General features: G+C 62.1%; 23 protein-coding genes. 20 read left to right on the top strand and 3 right to left on the bottom strand.

The genetic code is table 11. The features are described from left to right. Positions 1-109: 109 nt before the first annotated feature. Entirely contained in the window at positions 110-628 is a 519-nt protein-coding gene (gene ssb, locus AC0L3H_RS08675) for a single-stranded DNA-binding protein (RefSeq protein WP_128172377.1), read from the top strand. Positions 629-760: 132 nt separating this feature from the next. Continuing rightward, the gene (locus AC0L3H_RS08670; RefSeq protein WP_473585174.1) at positions 761-1186 is read left to right on the top strand and encodes an OsmC family protein; all 426 of its coding nucleotides are present in this window, start codon (positions 761-763) and stop codon (positions 1184-1186) included. Between the two features lie 88 nt (positions 1187-1274). Here AC0L3H_RS08670 and AC0L3H_RS08665 read toward each other — a convergent pair whose 3' ends face one another. Continuing rightward, a complete protein-coding gene (locus AC0L3H_RS08665) occupies positions 1275-1904 on the bottom strand; it encodes a MarC family protein (RefSeq protein ID WP_473585173.1) in 630 nt (209 codons plus the stop codon). 77 nt (positions 1905-1981) lie between these two features. Further along, a complete protein-coding gene (locus AC0L3H_RS08660) occupies positions 1982-2518 on the bottom strand; it encodes a hypothetical protein (protein WP_473585172.1) in 537 nt (178 codons plus the stop codon). A gap of 85 nt (positions 2519-2603) precedes the next feature. Here AC0L3H_RS08660 and AC0L3H_RS08655 point away from each other — a divergent pair, with 85 nt between their 5' ends. Further along, positions 2604-3461 carry a helix-turn-helix transcriptional regulator gene (locus AC0L3H_RS08655; protein ID WP_473585171.1) on the top strand — a complete coding sequence of 286 codons (858 nt, stop codon included), beginning with the start codon at positions 2604-2606 and terminating at the stop codon, positions 3459-3461. Positions 3462-3653: 192 nt separating this feature from the next. After that, positions 3654-6464: a DNA gyrase subunit A gene (gyrA, locus tag AC0L3H_RS08650; protein ID WP_473585170.1), complete on the top strand. Its 2811-nt coding sequence runs from the start codon at positions 3654-3656 to the stop codon at positions 6462-6464. A gap of 57 nt (positions 6465-6521) precedes the next feature. Here gyrA and AC0L3H_RS08645 read toward each other — a convergent pair whose 3' ends face one another. Further along, positions 6522-6674, bottom strand: a complete 153-nt coding sequence (locus AC0L3H_RS08645) for a hypothetical protein (protein ID WP_473585169.1) — start codon at positions 6672-6674, stop codon at positions 6522-6524. A 325-nt stretch (positions 6675-6999) separates the two neighbouring features. Here AC0L3H_RS08645 and coaD point away from each other — a divergent pair, with 325 nt between their 5' ends. The 16 genes from coaD to AC0L3H_RS08565 all read left to right on the top strand — a co-directional run bounded on the left by coaD (position 7000) and on the right by AC0L3H_RS08565 (position 22957). Beyond that, positions 7000-7500, top strand: coding sequence for a pantetheine-phosphate adenylyltransferase (gene coaD / locus AC0L3H_RS08640; RefSeq protein ID WP_027151950.1), 501 nt, complete (start codon positions 7000-7002; stop codon positions 7498-7500). Between the two features lie 74 nt (positions 7501-7574). Further along, entirely contained in the window at positions 7575-8165 is a 591-nt protein-coding gene (locus AC0L3H_RS08635; RefSeq protein ID WP_473585168.1) for a peptidylprolyl isomerase, read from the top strand. Positions 8166-8194: 29 nt separating this feature from the next. Next, entirely contained in the window at positions 8195-8707 is a 513-nt protein-coding gene (locus tag AC0L3H_RS08630) for a peptidylprolyl isomerase (RefSeq protein WP_091593716.1), read from the top strand. Between the two features lie 122 nt (positions 8708-8829). Beyond that, positions 8830-9942: a tRNA preQ1(34) S-adenosylmethionine ribosyltransferase-isomerase QueA gene (gene queA, locus AC0L3H_RS08625; protein ID WP_473585167.1), complete on the top strand. Its 1113-nt coding sequence runs from the start codon at positions 8830-8832 to the stop codon at positions 9940-9942. After that, the gene (gene tgt / locus AC0L3H_RS08620) at positions 9939-11069 is read left to right on the top strand and encodes a tRNA guanosine(34) transglycosylase Tgt (protein WP_473585166.1); all 1131 of its coding nucleotides are present in this window, start codon (positions 9939-9941) and stop codon (positions 11067-11069) included. The genes queA and tgt overlap by 4 nt, the downstream gene beginning before the upstream one ends. 219 nt (positions 11070-11288) lie before the next feature. Next, positions 11289-11525 carry an Lrp/AsnC ligand binding domain-containing protein gene (locus tag AC0L3H_RS08615; RefSeq protein ID WP_473490237.1) on the top strand — a complete coding sequence of 79 codons (237 nt, stop codon included), beginning with the start codon at positions 11289-11291 and terminating at the stop codon, positions 11523-11525. Positions 11526-11696: 171 nt separating this feature from the next. Continuing rightward, on the top strand, positions 11697-13109 hold the full coding sequence (locus tag AC0L3H_RS08610; RefSeq protein ID WP_473585165.1) for a circularly permuted type 2 ATP-grasp protein: 1413 nt from the start codon (positions 11697-11699) through the stop codon (positions 13107-13109). 197 nt (positions 13110-13306) lie between these two features. Continuing rightward, on the top strand, positions 13307-14248 hold the full coding sequence (locus AC0L3H_RS08605; protein WP_473508495.1) for an alpha-E domain-containing protein: 942 nt from the start codon (positions 13307-13309) through the stop codon (positions 14246-14248). Between the two features lie 61 nt (positions 14249-14309). Next, entirely contained in the window at positions 14310-15104 is a 795-nt protein-coding gene (locus tag AC0L3H_RS08600; protein WP_023801178.1) for a transglutaminase family protein, read from the top strand. A 32-nt stretch (positions 15105-15136) separates the two neighbouring features. Next, positions 15137-15868, top strand: coding sequence for a proteasome-type protease (locus AC0L3H_RS08595; protein WP_128172385.1), 732 nt, complete (start codon positions 15137-15139; stop codon positions 15866-15868). Between the two features lie 55 nt (positions 15869-15923). Next, the gene (locus AC0L3H_RS08590) at positions 15924-17333 is read left to right on the top strand and encodes a pyridoxal phosphate-dependent decarboxylase family protein (RefSeq protein WP_473585164.1); all 1410 of its coding nucleotides are present in this window, start codon (positions 15924-15926) and stop codon (positions 17331-17333) included. A 127-nt stretch (positions 17334-17460) separates the two neighbouring features. Continuing rightward, on the top strand, positions 17461-18228 hold the full coding sequence (locus AC0L3H_RS08585; RefSeq protein WP_128172387.1) for a DeoR/GlpR family DNA-binding transcription regulator: 768 nt from the start codon (positions 17461-17463) through the stop codon (positions 18226-18228). 139 nt (positions 18229-18367) lie between these two features. Beyond that, positions 18368-19894: a glycerol-3-phosphate dehydrogenase gene (gene glpD, locus AC0L3H_RS08580; RefSeq protein ID WP_473520476.1), complete on the top strand. Its 1527-nt coding sequence runs from the start codon at positions 18368-18370 to the stop codon at positions 19892-19894. A 28-nt stretch (positions 19895-19922) separates the two neighbouring features. Continuing rightward, positions 19923-21005: an ABC transporter ATP-binding protein gene (locus AC0L3H_RS08575; protein WP_473585163.1), complete on the top strand. Its 1083-nt coding sequence runs from the start codon at positions 19923-19925 to the stop codon at positions 21003-21005. A gap of 12 nt (positions 21006-21017) precedes the next feature. Next, entirely contained in the window at positions 21018-22088 is a 1071-nt protein-coding gene (locus AC0L3H_RS08570; RefSeq protein WP_023801184.1) for an ABC transporter ATP-binding protein, read from the top strand. Positions 22089-22090: 2 nt separating this feature from the next. After that, the gene (locus tag AC0L3H_RS08565; protein ID WP_473585162.1) at positions 22091-22957 is read left to right on the top strand and encodes a carbohydrate ABC transporter permease; all 867 of its coding nucleotides are present in this window, start codon (positions 22091-22093) and stop codon (positions 22955-22957) included. Positions 22958-22988: the final 31 nt, after the last annotated feature.

The raw sequence follows: 22988 nt of genomic DNA, 5'->3' as shown, positions 1-22988 counted from the left end.
AAGAGAACAAAAACCTTGTGGGAAAAGCCAGCCACGGCAGGCGGGGAATGTCCGCAGTCTATAAGGTGAGAGCGAGAAAATTTGTTTCGGATGAGCGCGGAGAAGTATAATGGCGGGTAGCGTCAACAAGGTCATTCTGGTGGGCAATCTCGGGGCGGACCCGGAAATCCGCCGTTTGAATTCGGGTGAGCCGGTCGTCAACATCCGCGTCGCCACGTCGGAAAGCTGGCGCGACAAGACTTCCGGCGAGCGCAAGGAAAAGACCGAGTGGCACAATGTCGTGATCTTCAACGAGCAACTCGCCAAGGTCGCCGAGCAGTATCTGAAGAAGGGTGCGAAGGTTTATGTCGAGGGCCAGTTGCAGACGCGCAAATGGCAGGACCAGACCGGCAATGACCGCTACACGACCGAAATCGTGCTGCAGAAATTCCGTGGCGAGCTGCAGATGCTCGACGCACGCGGGCAGGGCGAGGGCGGTCAGGTCGGCAGCTATGCCGGTGGTGGCAGCAGTCGCGGTTCCGATTTCGGCCAGTCCGGCCCGGGCGAGAATCTCAATCGCGGCGGCGGTGGCGGTAACAAGGGTGGCGGCGGTTCGTCGCGCGAACTCGACGACGAAATTCCGTTCTGATCGCTTGGAGCAAGCGGCTCTGCGCGAGCTGATAGCCAGCTATTTGAGGCCACGCATTGGCGTCCCGAAAATCTGTCTCGGATTTTCGGGACGTTGTGCGTTTGAGCGGTGTGCGGTGAAAGGACGTATCAGGTGAAAGCACGGGTCAAATGGGTCGAGGAGCGCACTTTCGTCGGCGAGTCCGGCAGCGGTCACAAGGTGGTGCTGGGAACCGCGTTCGGACCCGACGGCAAGACGCCGGGGCCAAGCCCGATGGAACTGGTGCTGCTCGGCACTGGCGGCTGCTCGGCCTATGATGTCGTCCACATCCTCGAAAAGGGCCGCGAGGCGGTCGAGGACTGCGTGGTCGAACTCGATGCCGACCGGGCGGAGAAGGAGCCGCGGGTGTTCACCCGCATCCATATGCATTTCATCGTCAAGGGCCGCGCGCTTTCGCCTGACAAGGTCAGGCGGGCAATCGATCTTTCGATCGAAAAATACTGCTCGGCCTCGGCAATGATGGCCAAGACCGCCGAGATCACCCACGACTTCCAAGTTATTGATACGACGGCGAAGTAGGATAGCGTCCGCCCAGTGGCGGTTCGTTGCGCGAGATGGACAACGAAAATGACGGCGTCGGCAATCAAGCGCGAGGCCGCTTTCATTTTCATCCTGCCATCAACGCCTTGACGCCGTCGGCGACGAACTGCACGGCGAGCGCCGCCAGGATGACACCGAGCAGCCGTGTCAGGATCGAACGGCCGGTCTGGCCGAGGACCCGGTCGATGCGCTCGGCCAGCACGAACACCAGATAGGTGAGGACAAGGCAGATCGCGATGATGCCGACAAGGGCTGCCTGCGCGCCAAAACCTGGAAACGAGCCGGACAGCAGGACTGTCGCTGAAATTGCCCCCGGACCGGCGATCAGCGGGATCGCCAGCGGAAAGGCGGCGATGTTGTGGATCATGTCCTTGGTGATGGCGACGTCGCCGATCTTCTCCTTGCGGTCCTGTCGGCGTTCGAACACCATTTCGAAGGCGATGAAGAACAGCAGGAACCCGCCGGCGACGCGGAACGCCGGCAGCGTGATGCCGAACACCGACAGGATCGATGCGCCGGCGATTGCAAACAGCGCCATGACCAGGAAAGCGATGATCGAGGCGCGCACGGAAACCTGGTTGCGCTCCTCGCGGTTCATCCCCCGCGTCACGGCAAGGAAGAGCGGCGCCAGGCCAGGCGGGTCGATGGTCACCAGAATGGTGACGAAGGCGTTGAACAGGCTGTCGAAGCTCGGCATCTCTGACCCTCCCCGCCGGGCGGTGCCCGAGACCCCACATTGGTAGAGCAAAGCGGCGTCAGGGGAAACCGTGCAGGTCAGCTGCTGGCGACGCGCCGCGCCAGGAACTCGACTTCGAGCCGCCAGGTCGCGCCATCGTCCTGAGAGCGTTCGCCTAGCCAGCGGAACGAATTTTCGGTGATGCGGGAAAAGCTCCAGCGCACCGAGGCGCCGGTGCCGTCGGCGCCTTGCTGGACGATGGTGTCGCCCTCGGCGCGGCCGAGCTGGCGGCTGTAATACTGGGTGCGCGGATCGCTCCAGAAGATATGCCAGGCGTCGATGCCCGGGTCATAGACGCGCAGTGTCGTGCCATAAAAGCTCCATTTGCCGAGCGACCTCTGTGCGCCAGTGTTCCGCGCGGGCAAGATCCATACGTCCTGGATCGCGCGGCCCTCGAGCACCCAGCCGAAATGCACCTCGCCGCGTCCGGTCAGCACCTGGCCGTCTTCGAGATGGCGCCTGGCATCGAACGTCCAGGCGCCGACGAAGCGGCCGTAAAAGTTCAGTTTTTCGGCAAGGCCTGCGGCTGGCCCGTCACCGTGCAGGGCTTCGGCAAAGGAAGATGAATTGAACATGGTTTCTGCCCACTTTGTCAGGAGACCGGGAAGAATAGGCCCTGGCAGTCTTCTTGCGCTTGGGAAAAATTGCTATCTTTCGACCATGACGACGAGCGTGCATACACTGGCGTCCGGAAAAGGCTGGCGGGTGTCGGACGTGGTCTGCACTGCCGGCGTCGCTGATCGCCCGTTCGAGGAAGAGCATCGCAGCTTCTGCGTCGCAGTGGTGACCAACGGCACCTTCCGCTACCGCGCACGCCAGGGCACGGCGATGCTGACGCCGGGCGCAATTCTGCTCGGCAACCCCCGCACTTGCTACGAGTGTGGGCACGAGCATGGCGCCGGCGACCGCTGCATGTCCTATCATTTCAGCCCGGCCTATATGGAACAGATCGTCGCCGACACGCCGGGCGGCGCGAAGAAGCTGGCCTTCGAGACGCCGCTTCTGCCGCCCTTGCCAACGCTGGCACGGCTGCTGGCCGAGGCGGAAGCCGCGCGCGAAATGGCCGAGATCGAGGCGTTCGAGGAACTCGGACTGCGGATTGCCGGCGCAGCCGTCGCCTCCGGTGTCACGCCCGCTGCCCGGTCACCGAGCCGCCGCGATCAGAAACGCGTCGCGGAGGCGGTGCGGCGCATCGAAAAGGATGCCGAAAGGCCGGTCTCGCTCGCCGAGCTTGCAAGCGAAACGGCGACCAGCCCTTACCATTTCCTGCGCAGCTTCCGGCATGTCGCGGGCATGACGCCCTACCAGTTCGTGCTGAAAACCCGGCTGCACAGGGCGGCAGTGCGGCTGCGCATGTCGGACGAGGCGATCTCGACGATCGCCTTCGAGGCCGGATTCAACGATTTGTCGACCTTCAACCGCCGTTTCCGCCGCGTGATGGGGGAGGCGCCCGGCGCCTACCGGCTCCGGCGGCGAGGCGATAAATTGCCGAACGCATCCGTGCTTCCGGCTTTGTGAAGCAAAAAATTGGCCTGACAATGAGCCTTGCCCCGGCGGCCACGAAAGCGCCTCGGCCATATCGTCGCAATCAGTGATATCCTTTTGAAATCACCACAAAAACCGACACTGGAAAACTGCCGCGGGCGTTGGAGTTTCGGCCCGGCTTCCTATATAAGCACCGAGTGATTCCCGATTTGATTGTGACCTGATTTGACCGACCAGAAGACACCGCGCGGCGCCGACGGCGGGCCCACCGGCATCGAGCCGATTTCCATCATCGAGGAGATGCAGCGCTCCTATCTCGATTACGCGATGAGCGTGATCGTCAGCCGTGCGCTGCCCGACGTGCGCGACGGGTTGAAGCCGGTGCATCGCCGCATCCTCTACGCCGCCCATGAGAGCGGCTACCACTGGAACCGCAAATATGTGAAGTCGGCTCGCCCGGTCGCCGACGTGATGGGTAAATACCATCCGCATGGCGACGCCTCGATCTACGACGCCTTGGTGCGGATGGCGCAGGACTGGTCGCTGCGCGTGCCGCTGATCGACGGGCAGGGCAATTTCGGCTCGATCGACGGCGATCCGCCGGCGGCGATGCGTTACACCGAATCGCGGCTGACCAAGGTCGCGCATGAGTTGCTGGAAGACATCGACAAGGACACCGTCGATTTCCAAGACACTTATGATGCGTCCGGCAGCGAGCCGAAAGTCCTGCCGGCGCGCTTTCCGAACCTGTTGGTCAACGGCTCCGGCGGCATCGCCGTCGGCATGGCCACCAACATCCCGCCGCACAATCTTGGCGAGGTCTGCAACGGCGCCATCGCCCTCATCGACAATCCGGCGATCGATCTGCCGACGCTGATGGAGATCATTCCAGGGCCGGATTTCCCGACCGGCGGCATCGTGCTCGGCCGCTCCGGCATCTACAGCGCCTATTCGACCGGCCGCGGCTCGATCGTCATGCGCGGCCGCGTCAATGTCGAGGCGCGGGGCAACGACCGTGAGTCGATCGTCATCACCGAGGTTCCCTACCAGGTGAACAAGTCGTCGATGATCGAGAAGATGGCCGAGTTGGTGCGCGACAAGCGCATCGAGGGCATTTCCGATATCCGCGACGAGAGCGACCGCCAGGGCTACCGCGTCGTCATCGAACTGAAGCGCGACGCGGTCGCCGACGTCATCCTCAACCAACTCTACCGTTTCACGCCGCTGCAGACGTCGTTCGGCGCCAATATGGTGGCGCTGAACGGCGGCAAGCCGGAATTGCTGACGCTGACCGACATGCTGAAGGCGTTCGTCGCCTTCCGCGAGGACGTGATCAGCCGGCGCACGAAATTCCTGCTGCGCAAGGCGCGCGACCGTGCCCATGTGTTGGTCGGCCTTGCCATAGCCGTCGCCAATATCGACGAGGTGATAAAGCTGATCCGCAGCGCGCCGGATCCGCAGACGGCGCGCGAGCAGTTGATGGAGCGGCGCTGGCCCTCCGGCGACGTCGAATCGCTGATCCTGCTGATCGACGATCCGCGCCACCGCATCAACGAGGACGGCACCTACAATCTGTCCGAGGAACAGGCGCGCGCCATCCTCGAACTGCGCCTGCAGCGGCTGACCGCGCTCGGCCGCGACGAGATCGCCGACGAGTTGAACACGATCGGCGCGGAAATTGTTGATTATCTTGACATTTTGTCGTCCCGCGCGCGCATCCAGCAGATCGTCAAGGACGAGCTTGCCGCCGTGCGCGACGAGTTCGGCACGCCGCGTCGCACCGAGCTGTCCGAGGGCGGGGCGGATATGGAAGACGAGGACCTGATCCAGCGCGAGGACATGGTGGTGACGGTCAGCCATTCCGGCTACATCAAGCGCGTGCCGTTGTCGCTCTACCGGGCGCAGCGCCGCGGCGGCAAGGGCCGCTCCGGCATGTCGACCAAGGAAGAGGATTTCGTCACCCGGCTGTTCGTCGCCAATACGCACACGCCGGTGCTGTTCTTCTCCTCGCGCGGCATCGTCTACAAGGAAAAGGTGTGGCGCCTGCCGATCGGCAACCCGCAGTCGCGCGGCAAGGCGCTGATCAACATGCTGCCGCTGGAGCAAGGCGAACGCATCACCACCATCATGCCGCTGCCCGAGGACGAGACCAGCTGGGGCGAACTCGACGTGATGTTCGCCACGACGCGCGGCACGGTGCGCCGCAACAAGCTGTCGGATTTCGTCCAGGTCAACCGCAACGGCAAGATCGCCATGAAGCTGGAAGAGGAGGGCGACGAGATACTCGGCGTCGAGACCTGCACTGACAATGACGACGTGCTTTTGACCGCAAGCTCCGGCCAGTGCATACGCTTCTCGGTCAGCGACGTGCGCGTTTTCCAGAGCCGCAACTCGGTCGGCGTGCGCGGCATCGCCATGGCTGCCAGCGACCGGGTGATCTCGATGGCGGTGATCGAACATGTCGATGCGTCGCCGGCCGAGCGCGCCGCTTATCTCAAGCGGGTGGCGGCCGAACGGCGGCTCGCCGCCGGCATTGCGGCGGGCGAGGACGGAGACTTCCAGCTCACCAATGAGGAGGTCGGCGAGGAGACGGAGCTTTCCGACGAGCGCTACGAATTCCTCAAGGCACACGAGCAGTTCGTGCTGACGGTGACGGAATATGGCTACGGCAAGCGCTCGTCTTCCTATGATTTCCGCCAGATAGGGCGCGGCGGCAAGGGCATCCGCGCCACCGATGTGTCGAAAGTGGCTGAGATCGGCCGCCTGGTGGCGACTTTCCCGGTCGGCAATGACGACCAGATCATGCTTGTCTCGGATGGCGGCACCGTCATCCGCGTGCCGGTCAACGGCATTCGCTTCGCCAGCCGCGCCACCAAGGGCGTAACCATCTTCAACACGGCCGACGGCGAGAAGGTCGTTTCGGTGGAGCGGATAACGGAACCGCAGTCGGACGAGGAAGCCGAAGAGAGTGTCGAGGGCGACGCAACTCTGGATACCGGTACTGAAGGCGCTGGCCCGGACAACAACGCCGAGTAGGTCTTGATGGGCGATGCCGGCCCGATGGACCGGCGCCGTCAACCGATAGTGGCCGGTCTAGAAGTGGCGTGAAGGGTTGCGAATACCGAAGCCTCCGAATCGCTTAGCATTGGACTTGGCGCGGACGCGCTCTGCTTCCTGATGCAGCCCGAATACGGTGGCGATCAGCATGGCGATGGTCATTGCGGTGGCGAGCATGTAGATCAGCATGTGCGTGTTCTCCTGCACCTAGCAACGATCAAATGGGGTTTTGGTTTCATCTTCTGAAGCTGCAATCTAATGAACGCTGCGTGAAGCCTTCGTGATCGTCCCATTCATTGGTCGTTCATCTCGGCCAAAAGGTTCACTCAAAGCGCATCGCGATTACCGTGGCTCAGGCGATGCGCTTTGAAACCCCGTTTGGGTGGATGCCGTTGTTCCAAACCGCTGCGCACCCTCGGGTCAGGCCCCAAAGGCAGGCGTTTGCGGCGACTTGCATTGGCGGCTCGCCGATCGGATTTGCCTTTGCGAGAGAGGCTCGCTAGAAGCACCTGCCATGACCGAACGCATCGCCCTTTATGCCGGCTCCTTCGACCCGCCGACCAACGGCCATCTCGACGTGCTGAAGGCGTCGCTGGCTGTGGCGGACACCGTCTATGCAGCGATCGGCATTCATCCCGGCAAGAAACCGCTGTTCTCGTTCGAGGAGCGGGTCGGCCTCATCGAAGCTGCGACGAAGGCCGAATTCGGCCGCGACGGCGCGCGCATCAAGGTCGTCGCTTTCGACGGGCTGGTCATCGACGCTGCCAGGAAGCAGGGCGCCTCGATCATGATCCGTGGCCTGCGCGACGGCACCGATCTCGACTACGAGATGCAGATGGCCGGTATGAACGAGACCATGGCGCCGGAACTGCAGACGGTTTTTCTGCCCGCCAGCCCTTCGGTGCGAACCATTACCGCCACACTTGTCCGTCAGATAGCCTCGATGGGCGGCGACATTCGCCCCTTCGTGCCGGCGGCCGTGGCTGGCGCACTCACCGCCAAATTTGCGAAATAATGCATGTCGCCCAAACGTGGAACCCGGTTTGGGGCAACGACATGCGTGAAACAAAGGTTTTCGGAGAAAGATCCATGCAGCTCAAAAGGCTCGCCACCTGTTTTGTCGTTCTTTTCGGTCTTGTGACCGCCTCCGTTTCGGCGTTCGCCGCCGATCCGGAAAACACGATGATCATCACGCTTAAGGACGGCGACGTGACCGTCGCGCTCAGGCCCGATCTCGCGCCGAAGCATGTCGAGCAGATCAAGAAGCTGGTGCGCCAGGGCGCTTATGACAACGTCGCTTTCCACCGTGTCATCGACGGCTTCATGGCGCAGACCGGCGACGTGAAGTTCGGCAACATGAAGAACGGCTTCAGCGCCGACGCTGTCGGCACCGGCGGTTCCGATCTTCCCGACCTTCCGGCCGAATTCTCGAAGACCGAGCGCTATCAGCGCGGCGTGCTCGGGATGGCCCGCTCGCAGGACCCGGATTCCGCCAATTCGCAGTTCTTCATCATGTTCGCGCCGGCGCCGCCGCTCGATGGCCAGTACACCATCGTCGGCAATGTCGAGAACGGCATGGAGTTGGTGGACAAGATTAGGAAAGGCGACGCGGCGCAGAACGGGGTCGTCACCGATCCCGATCGCATGATCAAGGTGCGCATCGCCGCCGACGGCAAGTAAACCCATTTATTTCAAAAGGATATTCTGACATGGCCGAGATCAAAGACCGCGAGAATGCGCTCATCATGGAAACGACCAAGGGCAAGGTCGTCATCGAACTGTTTCCCGATCTGGCGCCTGGCCATGTCGGCCGCATCAAGGAACTGGCGCGCGAAGGCGCTTATGACGGCGTGGTGTTCCACCGCGTCATCGACGGTTTCATGGCGCAGACCGGCGACGTGAAATTCGGCAATTCCAGCAAGCCCTCTTTCGCACCGGCGCGCGCCGGCACCGGCGGCTCCGACAAGCCCGACCTGAAGGCGGAGTTCTCCAACGCCAACCATGGCCGCGGCACCTGCTCGATGGCGCGCTCGCAGAACCCGAACTCGGCCAACTCGCAATTCTTCATCTGCTTCGACGATGCCGCCTTCCTCAACCGCCAATACACGGTCTGGGGCCAGGTCATCGAAGGCATGGACAATGTCGACAAGATCAAGCGCGGCGAGCCGGTGCCGGATCCCGACAAGATCGTGTCGCTGAAGGTCGCGGCCGACGTGAAATGACCTCCTCGGCTGTCGCGGCTATCACACTGATGCTTGCCGCGGCGGCCGCTCCGGCGCTGGCGACGGGGTCGATCACTGGCGCCCGGGCGGTGACCTGCCCGGGATTTTGAGGCGGGATTTTCTTGCGCGTCGATCTTTTCGACTTCGATCTGCCGGAGGAGCGCATCGCGCTTCGACCGGCAGAACCGCGCGACAGCGCCAAAATGCTGGTTGTCAGGCCGGGTGAAGGTCTCGAAGACCGGACGGTGCGCGAGCTGCCGTCGCTGCTCGAGACCGGTGACGTGCTGGTCTTCAATGACACCAAGGTCATTCCGGCACAGTTGAAGGGCATCAGGCGGCGCGGCGAAGCGGCGGCGCAAATCGAAGCCACGCTGCACATGCGGGTGGCGCCGGACCGCTGGCTGGCTTTCATGCGGCCGGGCAAGCGCATCGCCGCCGGTGACCGCATCCATTTCGGCCATGACGCCAATTCCTGCTTTCTCGGCCAGCTCGATGCCACGGTGATCGAAAAGGGCGAGGCTGGCGAGGCTTTGCTTGGTTTTGACCTCTCAGGTGCGTTTCTCGACGAGGCGCTGCACGCCGTCGGCCACATTCCGCTGCCGCCTTATATCGCTTCGAAGCGCGACGACGACGAACGCGACCGCAGCGACTACCAGACCATCTATGCCAGCGAGGAGGGGGCTGTGGCGGCCCCCACTGCCGGCCTGCATTTCACGCCCGAGCTTTTCGCCGCCCTCGATGCCAAGGGCGTCGAACGGCGCTTCGTCACCCTGCATGTCGGCGCCGGCACGTTCCTGCCGGTGAAAGTCGACGACACCGCCGATCACAAGATGCATGCCGAGATCGGTTCGGTCAGTCCGGAAACCGCCAGGGCGCTGAACGCGGCAAAGGCGCGTGGCGGGCGCATCATCGCCGTCGGCACGACATCGCTGCGCCTGCTGGAGAGCGCCGCGCGGATGGACGGCATGCTGGCTGGATGGTCGGGTCCGACCGATATCTTCATCACGCCCGGCTATCGCTTCAAGGCCGCCGATATGCTGATGACCAATTTCCATCTGCCGCGCTCGACGCTGTTCATGCTGGTTTCGGCGTTTTGCGGTCTGGAAACGATGCGTGCGGCCTATGCGCATGCCATCGAGAACCGCTACAGGTTCTACTCCTACGGAGATGCAAGTCTGCTGTTCAAGGAGGAGAACGATGGACGCGCGCCCGGTAGAGAACAAGGAATTCAATGACTAAAGCGTTCACCTTCAAGGTGCTGGCGACCGACGGCAAAGCGCGGCGCGGCTCCATCACCATGCCGCGCGGAGAAATCCGCACGCCGGCCTTCATGCCGGTCGGCACCGGCGGCACGGTCAAGACCATGTACATGGATCAGGTGCGCGGCGTCGGCTCGGACATTATCCTTGGCAACACCTATCATCTGATGCTGCGGCCGGGCGCCGAGCGTGTGGCGCGGCTTGGCGGTCTGCATGAATTCGCCCGCTGGCCGCATCCGATCCTGACCGACAGCGGCGGCTTCCAGGTGATGTCGCTGTCGAAGCTGAGGAAACTGACCGAAAAGGGCGTCACCTTCCGCTCCCATATCGACGGCGCCGCCTATGAGATGTCGCCCGAGCGCTCGATCGAAATCCAGGGACTGCTCGGCGCCGACATCCAGATGCAGCTCGACGAATGCACCGCGCTGCCGGCCATGGAGAAGGAGATCGAGCGGGCGATGGAGCTGTCGCTGCGCTGGGCCGAGCGTTGCAGGACGGCATTTGGCGACCAGCAGGGCAAGGCGATGTTCGGCATCGTCCAGGGCGGCGACATACCGACCCTGCGGCTGCGCTCGGCGCAGGCGCTGAAAGCGATGGACCTCAAGGGCTACGCGATCGGCGGGCTGGCGGTCGGCGAGCCGCAAGCGGTGATGCTCGAAATGCTCGACATCACCTGCCCGGAGCTGCCGGCGGACAGGCCGCGCTATCTGATGGGTGTCGGCACGCCCGACGACATATTGAAATCGGTGGCGCGCGGCATCGACATGTTCGATTGCGTGATGCCGACACGCGCCGGCCGTCATGGCCTCGCCTATACAAGGCGCGGCAAGGTCAATCTGCGCAACGCCCGCCATGCCGACGATCCGCGCCCGCTGGACGAGGAGAGCGACTGCCCGGCCGCCCGAGATTATTCACGCGCCTACCTGCACCATCTGGTCCGCTCGCAAGAGGCGCTGGGAGCGATGCTGCTGACTTGGAACAATCTTTCCTACTACCAGAAGCTGATGCAGGACATTCGTGCTGCCATCGAAGCCGGCGCGTTCGAGGCGCGGGCGGCGGAAATTTCCGAGGGCTGGGCCAGGGGCGATATCCCGGCGATGTGATCGAGCCCTCAGGTGCTCAGCGACGTGGATGTGCGCAGGCACAGCATGCGCTTGGCGGAGCTCCACGGTTTCAGCACCCCGCGAACATTCGCCGGTTGCCTGCAGTTAAGCTTCTTCCTCCAAGTGGGGTTCCGCCTGAGCGCTGTCCTGATGCTTGAAAGCCGGGCGGCAGTCTGCCACAAGGGCGGCCTAAGCGTGCAAGCTGAGCAGGATCGGGCAATGAAGGCATTTTTCGTGCAGATAAAGTGCGATCTGGGCAAGTCCTATGACGTTGCCGGCGCATTGGCCGATGCCGAGATCGCCTCGGAAATCTACTCGACAGCCGGCGACTACGATCTGCTCGCCAAATTTTATGTCGACGACGATGAAGACATCGGCCACTTCGTCAACGAGAAGGTGCAGACTCTTCCCGGCATCAAGGACACGTTTACGGTGGTCACCTTCCGCGCGTTCTGAGCGGCGCCTGCCACCTGCCCGGGCACAAGGCAAAGCCTGACCCAGGCTTATCGGCGCTGCCCTAATTTTAGGCAGGTCGCGACATACTGATCGCCAACATCCTCCAAATCACCGATTGCGCTTGATTTTCTCCGGTGACGCCAGTGAAATGGCCTCTCAGGGAGTAAGCGATTGGCAGCGTTCGACGAAATGCTTCCGGAAATCTCCGGATTGAGAAAACCGTATTCGGCTTACGATCGCTGGCTGAAGGAGCAGGATCCAGTCAGGCTTACCGAAAAGATGCAGGACGCCGAACGCGTCTTTCGCAAGACCGGCATCACCTTTGCCGTCTATGGCGAGCAGGAAGCCTCCGAGCGCCTAATTCCCTTCGACATCGTTCCGCGCATCATTTCCGGCAATGAATGGCGACGGCTGACGCAAGGCATCGAGCAGCGCGTCCAGGCGCTGAACGCCTTTCTCGACGATATCTACCACCGCCAGGAGATTTTGCGCGCCGGGCGCGTCCCCAAGGAATTGATCGCCAAGAACGAGGCGTTCCTGCCGGAGATGATCGGAGTGCGGCCGCCGGCCGGCGTCTATACCCATATCATCGGCGTCGATATCGTTCGCATCAGCGAGAACGAATTCTACGTGCTGGAGGACAATGCGCGCACGCCGTCCGGCGTCTCCTACATGCTGGAGAACCGCGAGACGATGATGCAGCTCTTTCCCGAGCTGTTCCAGCAGATCAAGGTGCGGCCGGTGGAAAACTATCCGCAGCTCTTGCGCCAGTCGCTGGCGGCAGTGCGGCCGCAAGGCACCAAGGGCGCGCCGACCATTGCCGTGCTGACGCCGGGCAGCTTCAACTCCGCCTATTTCGAACATGCCTTCCTTGCCGACCAGATGGGTGTGCAGCTTGTCGAGGGGCAGGATCTGCGCGTCGTCGATGGCCACGTCGCGATGCGCACGACCGAAGGCTACAAGCAGATCGACGTGCTTTATCGAAGGGTGGACGATTCTTTCCTCGATCCGCTGACCTTCCGCCCCGACTCGGCACTGGGTGTGCCCGGCATCATGGATGTTTACCGTGCCGGCAACATCACCATCGCCAATGCACCGGGAACTGGCATCGCCGACGACAAGGCGATCTATTCCTACATGCCCGAGATCGTTGAATTCTACACCGGCCGCAAAGCGATCCTCGGCAACATCCCGACCTGGCGCTGCTCGGAGCCGGACAGCCTGAAATACGTGCTCGAACATATCGACGAGTTGGTGGTGAAGGAGGTGCATGGCTCCGGCGGCTACGGCATGCTGGTCGGGCCGGCCGCTACCAAGAAGGAATGCGAGGATTTTTCCAAGAAACTTGCGGCAAGACCGTCGAACTACATCGCCCAGCCGACGCTGGCGCTGTCGACCTGTCCGATCCTGACCGACAAGGGACTGGCGCCGCGCCATGTCGATCTCAGGCCCTACGTGCTGGTATCTGATCGCATCCAGATCGTGCCGGGCGGGCTGACGCGTGTGGCGCTGAAAGAAGGCTCGCTGGTGGTCAATTCGTCCCAGGGCGGCGGGACGAAGGATACGTGGGTGCTGGATGATTAGAGTGGGAAGTAGTGAATAGTGAAGAATAGTGAATAGTGAATAGTGAATAGTGAATAGTTAATAGTGAATAGATAAGGATGACATGTCGTTGATCTTGGTGAAATGCCCTGAAATAAAGCACGCGGCGTCGTGCCCTGGAAAAATTTGGCCATTCACCATTCACCATCCACCATTCACCGTCCGAAGGACCGCGTAGAATGCTTCTCGGCCGCACCGCCAACGGGCTCTACTGGATGAACCGCTACATCGAGCGGGCGGAAAACATGGCGCGGCTGGTCGATGCCGGGCTGCGGATGGCGCTGACCCGCACCCAGAACGCCTCCGAAGAGTGGAATTCGGTGCTGCTCAGTGCCGGTTCGGACGCTGCCTTCACGCAGAAATATTCCGACTATACCGCCGCCAACGTCGCCGATTTCCTGCTGCGCGACACATCCAACCCGTCGAGCACGATGACTTCGATCGAAACGGCCCGTAACAATGCCCGCATGGTGCGCACCGCATTGACGCGCGAAACCTGGGAAAGCATCAACGAAGCCTGGATGTCGCTGAAGCGCATGCTGGCCAAGCCGATCGACGAACGCGACCTGCCCAGCGTGCTCGACGCGATCAAGCGCGAAACGGCACTGATCCGCGGCTCGTTCTACGGTACCATGCTGCGCAACGAGATCTTCGATTTCTCGCAGCTCGGCACTTATGTCGAACGCGCCGACAACACGGCGCGCATCCTGGACGTGAAATACTACGTGCTGTTGCCGTCGATCTCGTGGGTCGGCTCCACGCTCGACAACTACCAGTGGGAATCGATCCTACGCTCGGTGTCGGCGCATCGCTCCTATCGCTGGGTCTACGAGGCCGACTACAAGCCGACCAACATTGCCGACTATCTGATCCTCAACGTTCGCATGCCGCGCTCACTGACCTTCTGCTACCGTTTCCTGACGGAGCATCTCAGATTCCTGGGTGATGATTATGGTGAGCGCCATGCCTGTCATGTGACAGCCGGCAAGACCCAGGCCATGCTGGCCGCCGGCTCGATCAAGGACATATTCGACGCCGGCCTGCATGAATTCCTGGCCAATTTCATCCGCGACAACATCAGGCTCGGCGACGAGATCGCGCAGGACTACAGGTTTTATTGAGCATGATCCCGGAAAGTGGAAGCCGGTTTCCGGAAATGATCATGCTCTGGGGACGAGAGCAATGCGGCTGAAGATCACTCACCGGACCGAATACCGCTACGATGCGCCGGTGCACTATCTGTTGCAGCGGCTGCGGCTGCTTCCAGTCAGCGGACCGACACAGACCGTCTTGTCCTGGGCGCTGAAGATCGAAGGGGCGCGCGAAGAAGTGCGCTTCACCGACCATTTCGGCAACGACACGCGGCTTTTGAGCGTCGAAGGCGAGCGCGATTTCATCACTGTCGAGGCATCGGGCGAGGTGGTGACACGCGACACATCAGGCGTCAGCGGGCCACATCAGGGTTTCGCGCCGCTGTGGTTGTTTGGCCAGGAGACGCCGTTGACCACGATCGGCGGCGGTATTCGCGAACTCGCGGCCTCGGTCGGCGAGGGGGCCGATATCGAAAGGTTGCATCGGCTGATGGCGGTGATCGGCGAGCGCGTCGCCTATACGATGGGCACCACCAACGCGGCGACCCCGGCCGAGGACGCGCTGGCGCTCAAGACCGGCGTCTGCCAGGACCACAGCCACATCTTTGCCGCCGCCGCGCGCGCCATGGGGTTTCCGGCCCGCTACGTCAGCGGCTATTTGATGATGGATGCGGCGGTCGAGCAGGCGGCGAGCCATGCTTGGGCCGAAGCGCATGTTGCGGGCCTTGGCTGGGTCGCGTTCGACGTCGCCAACGGCATTTCGCCGGACGAACGCTATGTGAAGGTGGCAACCGGCCGTGATTACCGCGATGCCACGCCCGTATCAGGAATTCGGCTGGGACAAGCGGAAGAACAGCTTGCGGTGACCGTCACCGTGGAGCAGTAATCCCCGGCAAGATTTGCTGCCAAAGGGATTCGATGACCTATTGCGTCGGCTTGAAGATCGATCGCGGGCTCGTGTTCATGTCGGACACGCGCACCAATGCCGGCATGGATTCGATCTCTACCTTCAAGAAGATGCATGTCTGGGAGCAGCCGGGCGAGCGCGTCATCGTGCTGATGTCGGCCGGCAATCTGGCGACGACGCAAGCTGTCGTCAGCCTGCTCGACGAGCGCACCAAGGCGGTGGCCGATCGCCACGCCACGCTGCTTGAAACGCCGTCGATGTACCAGACGGTGCGGCTGGTCGGCGACACCGTCAAGGAAGTCATCGCCAGTTCGTCGCCGGCGGGCGAAAAGGCGGATTCCTACTTCAATGCCTCCTTCATCCTCGGCGGCCAGATCAAGGGCAGCGCGCCGCGGCTGTTCATGATCTATCCGGAAGGCAATTTCATCGAATCGACCGACGACACGCCGTTCTTCCAGATCGGCGAGACCAAATACGGCAAGCCGATCATCATCCGCGCCTATGAGAAGGCGATGAGTTTCGCCGAGACGGTGAAACTGCTGCTGGTGTCGTTCGACTCGACGCTGAAATCGAACCTGTCGGTCGGTCTGCCGCTCGACCTGCTGTTCTACGAAAAGGACGCCTTCAAGGTCAGCCTGAAGAAGCGGATCGCCCAGGACGACCAATATTATCGGACGATCTCGGACGGCTGGTCGAATGCACTGAAGGCTGCTTTTGCCAGCCTGCCTGACTTTCCCGAGTGAAAGCCTCCGTTTTTCGTGCTCTTTGATCGCTGGGCTCGATCTGACGGAGAGCAAGATGAATAGCAACGAATTCCGGGAATGGTCGCTGCGCGCGGCCGAATGGGGTGCCGACTACAGGAGCACACTTCGCGAAAGACCGGTGCGGCCGCTCGTCGAGCCGGGCGAAATCTCCAGAAGCATCGACGTCTCGCCGCCGGAACATGGCGAAACGATGCAGGCAATCTTCGCCGACTTCGAGCGCAAAATCCTGCCCGGCATGACGCATTGGCAGCATCCGCGCTTCTTCGCCTATTTCCCGGCCAATGCCGCACCGGTCTCGGTGGTGGCCGAATATCTGGTCTCGGTTATGGCCGCGCAATGCATGCTCTGGCAAACTTCGCCGGCAGCGACCGAACTCGAGACGCGCGTCGTCGACTGGATGCGTCAGGCGCTCGGCCTGCCGGAAGGGTTTTCCGGCGTCATGCAGGATTCGGCGTCGTCGGCGACACTCGCCGCCGTGCTGACAATGCGCGAGCGCGCGCTCGACTGGCAGGGCAACAAGAAGGGCCTGCAAGGCCAGCCGATATTGCGCGTCTATTCTTCCGATCAGGTCCACACCTCCATCGACCGGGCGATCTGGGTGTCGGGCGTCGGCGAGGACAATCTCGTGCGCATTCCGGTTGGCGGCCGCTTCCGCGCCATGGATGTCGCAGCTCTCGAAGCGGCTGTCGTCGCCGACCGGCAGGCGGGCATGCTGCCGGCCGGCATCATCGCCTGCGTCGGCGGCACCAGCACTGGCGGCACCGATGATATCGCCGGCGTCGCCGCGGTGGCGAAACGGCACGGCCTCTATCTGCATGTCGATGCCGCCTGGGCCGGATCGGCGATGATCTGTCCGGAATACCGGCATTTCTGGGCGGGCGTGGAGCAGGCGGATTCCATCGTCTTCAACCCGCACAAATGGCTGGGCGCGCAGTTCGACTGCTCGATGCAGTTCATCCGCCGGCCGGAAGACCTGGTGCGGACGCTGGCCATCAAACCGGACTACCTGGAGACGCATGGGCGCGACGGCATCATCAACTATTCCGAATGGTCGGTGCCGCTCGGGCGGCGCTTTCGCGCACTGAAACTCTGGTTCCTGCTGCGCGCCCACGGGCTGGAAAATCTGCGGACCATGATCCGCAACCATGTCGCCTGGAGCAAAGGGCTGGCCGAGCGGCTGGCCAGGGAACCGGATTTCGAGATCGTCTCGGAGCCGATGCTGTCGCTGTTCTCGTTCCGGCATTTGGCGGCCGGCACCGATTCGGACGAACACAACCTGCGGCTGGTCAACGCGATCAACGACGATGGCCGCATCTATCTGACGCAGACACGGGTGGACGGGCAGGTCGCGATCCGCTTTCAGATCGGTCAGTTCGAGACGACGGCGGCGGATGTCGACATCGCTTTCGAGGTGATCACCGAAATCGCCCGCCGGCTGACCTGAAAATTGGTCGGCAAAGTTGCGTCGAGGTTTGCTTTTGGACGTATGCAAATTTCGTTAGCCGCCCCATGCCTTTTCACCGCTTTCGTTTTTCGCTATAGACCAGGAAAACGAAAACGGGAGGTCACCGATGTATCTGTCGCCGCGTCATTCCGAGATCATCCAGATGGCGAAGGACAATGGCCGCGTGCTGGTCGAGGATCTGGCAACGCATTTCAACGTGACGCCGCAGACCATCCGCAAGGACCTCAACGATCTGTGCGACCAGCGCCTGCTTTCCCGTATCCATGGCGGGGCGCTGTTCCCGTCCGGCATCGAGAACATGGAATACGAGGCGAGGCGCAAGATCGCCGCCGACGAGAAGGAGGCGATCGGCCGCGCCGCAGCCAGGCTGATCCCGGACAACGCCTCGCTGTTCATCAATATCGGTACCACGACGGAGTCGGTCAGCAAGGCGCTTCTCGATCATGCCGGCCTGATGGTCATCACCAACAATATCAATGTTGCCAACAGGATGCGCATATATCCTTCCATCGAAGTTGTTATTGCCGGCGGCGTCGTGCGTGGTTCCGACGGCGGTGTGGTCGGCGAGGCGGCGGTCGATTTCATCAGGCAGTTCAAAGTCGACTACGCGGTGATCGGAGCCTCGGCGATCGACCATGACGGTGCGTTGCTCGATTTCGATTTTCGCGAGGTGAAGGTGGCGCAGGCGATCATCGCCAATGCCCGGCATGTCATCCTCGTTTCCGACCAGACCAAGTTCGAGCGGACGGCGCCGGTTCGCATCGGCCACCTGTCGCAGGTCAACACCTTCATCACCGACCGCTGCGACATCCCGTCGGTGCGCAAGATCTGCCAGGAAGCAGAGGTTCAACTGATCGAAACCTCGCTCTCCTAGATGGGACCGTTGATGGTGCCGTTGCGGCAACTCCCGCTGTTTATATTTCGTTTGACATTCGTTCCTATTTCGAAATAATCCCGACACGGTTTCGTAAAAACCTGAAAATGCTGCAATGCGAAATCCGGGAGGACTTTTTGTGAGCGCATCCCCGATCCATGACATCTTCGTCATCGGTGGCGGTATCAACGGCTGCGGCATTGCCCGCGATGCGGTTGGGCGCGGCTTCTCGGTGTTCCTTGCCGAGATGAACGATCTGGCCAGCGGCACGTCCTCGGGCTCGACCAAGCTGATCCATGGCGGCTTGCGCTATCTGGAGTTCTATGAGTTCCGCCTGGTGCGCGAGGCGCTGATGGAGCGCGAGATCCTCTGGAAGAACGCGCCGCACATCATCTGGCCGATGCGCTTCGTGCTGCCCTATGCCAAGGGCCTGCGCCCGGCCTGGCTGATCAGGCTCGGCCTTTTCCTCTACGACCACATTGGGGGGCGCAAATTGCTGCCGGCGACCAAGACGCTGGACATGGCAAACGACCCAGCCGGCAAGCCGCTGAAGCCGTTGTTTCGCAAGGCCTTCGAATATTCCGACGGCTGGGTCAACGATGCGCGGCTGGTGGCGTTGAACGCCCGCGACGCCGCCGATCGCGGCGCAACGATACGAACCCGCACGAAAGTCGTCGACGCACGCCGTGAAGGCGAGTTCTGGACGGTCAGGCTGCAAAACACGCAGACCGGCGACACCGAGGAGGTCAAGGCGCGGCTTTTGGTCAACGCCGCCGGCCCATGGGTCGACCACGTGCTGTCGGCTACGGTCGGGTTGAACGACGTGCACAATGTCCGGTTGGTACAGGGCAGCCATATCGTCATCAGCAAGAAATTCGACGATCCGCGCGCCTATTTCTTTCAGAACAAGGATGGCCGCATCATCTTTGCCATCCCCTACGAGGAAGAGTTCACCCTGATCGGCACCACCGACCAGGACTTTTCCGGCGACCCACGCGACGTGAAGATCAGCGATGCCGAGATCGATTACCTCTGTGCTGCGGCGAGCGAATATTTCGCGCAACCGGTCAAGCGTTCGGACATCGTCTGGACCTATTCCGCCGTGCGCCCGCTTTATGACGACGGCGCCTCGAAGGCGCAGGAAGCGACCCGCGATTATGTGCTGAAGACCGACGGCGGCGAAGGCACGGCGCCGATCGTCAACACCTTCGGCGGCAAGATCACCACCTATCGCCGGCTGTCGGAATCAATGCTCGAGAAGATCGAGGGTTTTCTCGGCAAGCGCGGCAAGCCGTGGACGGCAAACGCGCCGCTGCCGGGCGGCGATTTCCCGGCGAGCGGCTTCGACGCCGAAGTGGCGAAACTGAAAACGGCCTATCCGTTCCTCGATGCGCGTCTGGCGCGCCGCCTGACCCGGCTTTACGGGACTCGCGCAAGGATGCTGCTGGGCCTCGCCAGGTCGAATGCCGACCTTGGCCGCAACTTTGGCGCCGATCTCTACGAGGCCGAGGTACGCTACCTCGTTCAAAATGAATGGGCGATGACGGCCGAAGATGTATTGTGGCGCAGGACCAAGCGCGGCCTGCAACTGAGCCGCGAGCAGGCGGCAGCGCTCGACGAATTCATGCGCGGGATAAGCCGGCGCCATGTCGCGGCTGCCGAATAGTCATGCAGAAAGCCTGGGAGGAGGCATCATGCTGGAACTGAGAAACGTGTCGAAGACGGTCGGCGCGGCGGAGCACATACGCGTCGTGTCGCTGACGCTTCAGCATGGCTCGCTCAACGTCCTGCTCGGGCCGACGCTTTCCGGCAAGACCAGCCTGATGCGGCTGATGGCCGGCCTTGACGTGCCGACATCCGGCTCGGTCTGGTTCGATGGCAAGGATGTCACCGGCATCCCGGTGCAGAAGCGCAACGTCGCCATGGTCTACCAGCAGTTCATCAACTATCCGGCGATGACCGTTTACGAGAATATCGCCTCGCCGCTGAGGGTGGCCGGTGCCGAGCGAGCGAAGATCGACAAGGAGGTGCGCAATGCCGCAGCCCTTCTCAAGCTGACGCCCTTTCTCGACCGCACGCCGCTCAGCCTCTCCGGCGGCCAGCAGCAGCGCACCGCGCTGGCGCGCGCCATCGTCAAGAACGCCAGCCTCGTGCTGCTCGACGAGCCGCTCGCCAACCTCGACTACAAGCTGCGCGAGGAGTTGCGCGCGGAATTGCCGAAGATTTTTGCGGCAACCGGCACCATCTTCGTCTACGCCACGACCGAGCCGCACGAAGCCTTGCTGCTCGGCGGCAACACGGCGACGCTTTCCGAGGGCCGCATCACCCAATTCGGCCCGACGATCGACGTCTTCCGCAGGCCGAACGACCTCGTCACGGCCAGGACGTTCGCCGATCCGCCGCTCAACACGATCGTGCTGAAGAAGAGCGGTTCGAGCTTCCTTCTTGAAGGTGGGGTGAGCCTCCCGGTGCCGGCTGAACTCGTCGGTATTGCCGATACGAGTTACACGATTGGCTTCCAGCCCCACCATCTCTCCCTTGCCCGGCCGAGCCCGTCGGCGGTGGCGGTGAGAGCCAAGGTCTCGGTCACCGAGATCACCGGTTCTGAAAGTTTCGTGCATCTCGATTTCGCCGATGTCCGCTGGGTGATGCTTGAGCACGGCATCCTAGTGTTCGAGCCGGACCAGACCATCGAGGTGTTCATCGACCCGCGGCACATCATGGTGTTCGACGCGAACGGCCGCTCGGCCGCGCCGCCACAGATGCTGGCGGCTTGAGGAGGAGGGCACATGGCGCGCATCGACTGCAATCACATCCGCCACGCCTACGGGCCGCATCCGAAGTCGGACAAGGACTATGCGCTGAAGGAGGTGCATCACGCCTTCGAGGACGGCGGCGCCTATGCGCTGCTGGGGCCGTCGGGCTGCGGCAAGACCACGCTGCTCAACATCATTTCCGGCCTGTTGTATCCGTCGCACGGTGAGCTTCTGTTCGACGGCAAGGACGTCACCAATCTGTCGACGCAGGAGCGCAACATAGCTCAGGTGTTCCAGTTCCCGGTCATCTACGACACCATGACCGTCTACGACAATCTGGCCTTCCCGCTGCGCAACCGCGGCGTTGCGGAACCCGACGTCGACCGCAAGGTGCGTGAAACCCTTGACATGACCGGTCTGGCCGACATGGCCAAGCGAAAGGCGAGGGGGCTGACCGCCGACCAGAAGCAGAAGATCTCGCTCGGACGCGGGCTGGTGCGCTCCGATGTCAACGCGATCCTGTTCGACGAGCCGCTGACCGTCATCGACCCGCATATGAAATGGGTGCTGCGTTCGCAGTTGAAGCAGTTGCACAGGCGCTTCGGCTTCACCATGGTCTATGTCACGCACGACCAGACCGAGGCGCTCACCTTCGCCGAAAACGTCGTCGTCATGTATGAGGGCGAGATCGTTCAGATCGGCTCTCCAGCCGAACTGTTCGAGCGCCCCAAGCATACTTTCGTCGGCTATTTCATCGGCTCGCCGGGCATGAACGTCATGCCGGTCGCGGTCGAAGGCAGGAGCGCGCGGCTCGGCAGCCAGACGATCGAATTGCCGGGCGCGCCCAAGGCCGGGATCACCGGTGCGATCGAACTCGGCATCCGCCCCGAATATGTCAGGCTTGGCGCCAGCGGCATGCCGGTTTCAATCCGCAAGGTCGAGGATATCGGCCGCCACAAGGTGGTGCGCGCCAGTTTCGAAGGCCGCGACATCGCGGCGATCATCGGCGAGGACGAGGACATTCCCGCCGACCCGAAGATCGCTTTCGACCCGGCCGGCATCAACATCTATGCCGATTCCTGGCGCGTCGAGATGGGAGGCTGAGCATGGAAAGGACCTGGAACAACAAGGCCTGGTTCATGGTGCTGCCGGTGCTGTTGCTGGTGGCTTTCTCGGCGATCATCCCGCTGATGACGGTCGTAAACTATTCGGTGCAGGACACTTTCGGCAACAACGTCTTCTTCTGGGCGGGCGCGGAATGGTTCGAGGAAATCCTGCATTCCGACCGGTTTTGGGAAGCGATGGCCCGCAACCTGGCCTTCTCGGCCATCATCCTGATCATCGAGATTCCGCTCGGCATCTTCATTGCGCTCAACATGCCGAAGAAGGGCTGGGGCGTTCCGGTCTGCCTGGTGCTGATGGCGCTGCCGCTGCTTATCCCGTGGAACGTCGTCGGCACGATCTGGCAGGTGTTCGGCCGCGTCGACATCGGCCTGCTCGGATATTCGCTGCGGGCGCTCGGCATCGACTACAATTATGTCAACGACCCGTTCGATGCCTGGATCACCGTCATCGTCATGGATGTCTGGCATTGGACGAGCCTCGTTGTCCTGCTCTGCTACGCAGGGTTGGTCTCGATCCCCGACGCCTATTACCAGGCGGCCAAGATCGACGGCGCGTCGCGCTGGGCGATCTTCCGCTACATCCAGCTGCCGAAGATGAACCGTGTGCTGCTGATCGCGATTCTGCTGCGCTTCATGGACAGTTTCATGATCTACACCGAGCCGTTCGTCGTCACCGGCGGCGGGCCCGGCAACACCACCACTTTCCTGTCGATCGACCTGGTCAAGCTGGCAATCGGCGAGTTCAACCTGGGTGAGGCGGCGGCCATGTCGATCGTCTATTTCCTGATTGTCATGCTCCTGTCCTGGGTGTTCTACACCGTCATGACAGCCTACGATGCGGAGCGGTGAGATGGCACGCCTCGAGGAAACCACGGCCAAC

This window comes from Mesorhizobium sp. WSM4816 (assembly GCF_055811535.1).
Note: the sequence above shows the minus strand (reverse complement) of the source record. Positions and strands in the feature narration are given on the sequence as shown.

Excerpts from the sequence above, each read along its gene's own strand:
- AC0L3H_RS08655 (WP_473585171.1), top strand. The coding sequence starts at position 2,604 with ATGACGACGAGCGTGCATACACTGGCGTCCGGAAAAGGCTGGCGGGTG.
- AC0L3H_RS08570 (WP_023801184.1), top strand. The coding sequence starts at position 21,018 with ATGGCGCGCATCGACTGCAATCACATCCGCCACGCCTACGGGCCGCAT.
- ssb (WP_128172377.1), top strand. The coding sequence starts at position 110 with ATGGCGGGTAGCGTCAACAAGGTCATTCTGGTGGGCAATCTCGGGGCG.
- tgt (WP_473585166.1), top strand. The coding sequence starts at position 9,939 with ATGACTAAAGCGTTCACCTTCAAGGTGCTGGCGACCGACGGCAAAGCG.
- AC0L3H_RS08630 (WP_091593716.1), top strand. The coding sequence starts at position 8,195 with ATGGCCGAGATCAAAGACCGCGAGAATGCGCTCATCATGGAAACGACC.
- AC0L3H_RS08635 (WP_473585168.1), top strand. The coding sequence starts at position 7,575 with ATGCAGCTCAAAAGGCTCGCCACCTGTTTTGTCGTTCTTTTCGGTCTT.
- AC0L3H_RS08600 (WP_023801178.1), top strand. The coding sequence starts at position 14,310 with ATGCGGCTGAAGATCACTCACCGGACCGAATACCGCTACGATGCGCCG.
- AC0L3H_RS08585 (WP_128172387.1), top strand. The coding sequence starts at position 17,461 with ATGTATCTGTCGCCGCGTCATTCCGAGATCATCCAGATGGCGAAGGAC.
- AC0L3H_RS08615 (WP_473490237.1), top strand. The coding sequence starts at position 11,289 with ATGAAGGCATTTTTCGTGCAGATAAAGTGCGATCTGGGCAAGTCCTAT.
- AC0L3H_RS08660 (WP_473585172.1), bottom strand. The coding sequence starts at position 2,518 with ATGTTCAATTCATCTTCCTTTGCCGAAGCCCTGCACGGTGACGGGCCA.
- AC0L3H_RS08665 (WP_473585173.1), bottom strand. The coding sequence starts at position 1,904 with ATGCCGAGCTTCGACAGCCTGTTCAACGCCTTCGTCACCATTCTGGTG.
- AC0L3H_RS08595 (WP_128172385.1), top strand. The coding sequence starts at position 15,137 with ATGACCTATTGCGTCGGCTTGAAGATCGATCGCGGGCTCGTGTTCATG.
- coaD (WP_027151950.1), top strand. The coding sequence starts at position 7,000 with ATGACCGAACGCATCGCCCTTTATGCCGGCTCCTTCGACCCGCCGACC.
- AC0L3H_RS08575 (WP_473585163.1), top strand. The coding sequence starts at position 19,923 with ATGCTGGAACTGAGAAACGTGTCGAAGACGGTCGGCGCGGCGGAGCAC.
- AC0L3H_RS08645 (WP_473585169.1), bottom strand. The coding sequence starts at position 6,674 with ATGCTGATCTACATGCTCGCCACCGCAATGACCATCGCCATGCTGATC.
- AC0L3H_RS08565 (WP_473585162.1), top strand. The coding sequence starts at position 22,091 with ATGGAAAGGACCTGGAACAACAAGGCCTGGTTCATGGTGCTGCCGGTG.
- AC0L3H_RS08590 (WP_473585164.1), top strand. The coding sequence starts at position 15,924 with ATGAATAGCAACGAATTCCGGGAATGGTCGCTGCGCGCGGCCGAATGG.
- AC0L3H_RS08605 (WP_473508495.1), top strand. The coding sequence starts at position 13,307 with ATGCTTCTCGGCCGCACCGCCAACGGGCTCTACTGGATGAACCGCTAC.